A 1,476-nucleotide genomic window follows, 5' to 3' on the forward strand; every position below is an offset into this window, starting at 1 on the left:
CATATAACAAGCAAATAATGGCACTCGCTGTCGCTCGCTGAGACGCAAACACGTGCGCGGCTTCGCCATTATTGCACACGTGTTTACGCCCCATATTTGGAAGTTAGGCATACAATGAAAAAACCAACCGGCGTAAGTCGACGAATTCTTCAAACTATAAAGCATATTCAAGAAAATGATCTTGAAGGTGCGTTGGTCAATTTATTTCCAGCCTTAGATCAAACTGCCAAACGTAGACGTTCTAAAGATGGCGTTGGTAAACGGATTAAAGCGTTTCTGGAAGAAGAGGAAAAGCTTATATCAATAATTGCTACAGGCAACTGCCTTTCAGATATTAAATGCAACGATATAAGCATTACTGACGCTTTATATAAATTCGGACGAACTTCAATTGCTCATGAGGGTGAACTAGATCCAAGGCTAGAATTTAATTCAAATGGTTCTATTTTGATTGGGAAAAATAAATGGAATTTACCTAGTGGTTATATCGTGGGTATGTGTGTTGCAGTTATTACCGCTCCAGAGAATGCCAATGAATCTATTGAAACGCCACTTTCAATTGATGTGTATGAAAAGCGGTTTAGTGTATCTGAGCTGTGGGGAAATCCACAAGAAATACAAAACCATATAGCAGAGCATTTTAAAAATGCTGAACTTTTCAGCTAAGTGTGCCTAACAAAACGCTCAAGCTCACTCCCTTCGGTCGCTGGGACAAAAACACAATGCGGCTACGCCATTATCGCATTGTGCTTTTGCCCCTTAGCTTAGTGTTATACGTCATGGAGGAACTGTTGGATACAAGTCAATTAAAAGCAATGAAACGATTTCGAAAAGGTGCCAGGTTCATCGGATTTTGGTTTATTCTTATCGGTGGTTTTATGCTTTACCAGTTTTTGGGTATCTTGAACGACCCTGAAGCCACGATAACTTACAACGGTGTTCCTACTAATGAGTACTCGGTAAAGCTGGATGCCGTTATCTTTATAGGATTATTTGTTGCTATTGGATTGTTGGCGGCTTTCTCTCCTTCACGTTGGCTCAATAAATTGTTTGTTGCAAAAATATCATTTGAATCAGCAGTAGGTTTTAAGAAATAACGTATAACAAGCCAAGTAAGCGGGACAATAACACGTGGGCTCCCGTCACTTCGTTCCTTATTTTAGCCCACGTATTATTGCCCCTTCTTGGGGTGTTATATTTTCGGAGAGTTTGGTGAGAACTGATATATCTCAATATCTTTATCATTGGGTAAAAGCCGATACTGAAGAGTTGACAGTTGAGATTCTGTGTAAAATTATAGAAAGTAGGCGGTTGTTAGACAGTGATGGATTTATAACAGGTAAACAAAAGTGTGTTTGTTTTACCGAAGCACCGATGAATAAATTTCATAGAGAAGAGTACAGGTACAAAAAGTTTGGAGTACGGTTTGAGAAAAACTATATCTTTTCTCGCGGAGGAAGACCTGTTATCTATTAA

General features: G+C 39.2%; 3 protein-coding genes. All 3 read left to right on the forward strand.

The window, feature by feature from the left end; genetic code table 11:
* Positions 1 to 114: 114 nt before the first annotated feature.
* The 3 genes from OCL06_RS15590 (at position 115) to OCL06_RS15600 (ending at position 1,476) form a co-directional block, all read left to right on the forward strand.
* Entirely contained in the window at positions 115 to 666 is a 552-nt protein-coding gene (locus OCL06_RS15590; RefSeq protein ID WP_262996254.1) for an Rv1289 family protein, read from the forward strand.
* Between the two features lie 125 nt (positions 667 to 791).
* Positions 792 to 1,097 (forward strand): hypothetical protein, encoded by a 306-nt coding sequence (locus tag OCL06_RS15595; protein WP_262996256.1) that lies wholly within the window; start codon positions 792 to 794, stop codon positions 1,095 to 1,097.
* Positions 1,098 to 1,212: 115 nt separating this feature from the next.
* Positions 1,213 to 1,476 (forward strand): hypothetical protein, encoded by a 264-nt coding sequence (locus OCL06_RS15600; RefSeq protein WP_262996258.1) that lies wholly within the window; start codon positions 1,213 to 1,215, stop codon positions 1,474 to 1,476.

It is taken from the genome of Alteromonas salexigens, from assembly GCF_025628895.1.
Lineage (GTDB): Bacteria > Pseudomonadota > Gammaproteobacteria > Enterobacterales > Alteromonadaceae > Alteromonas > Alteromonas salexigens.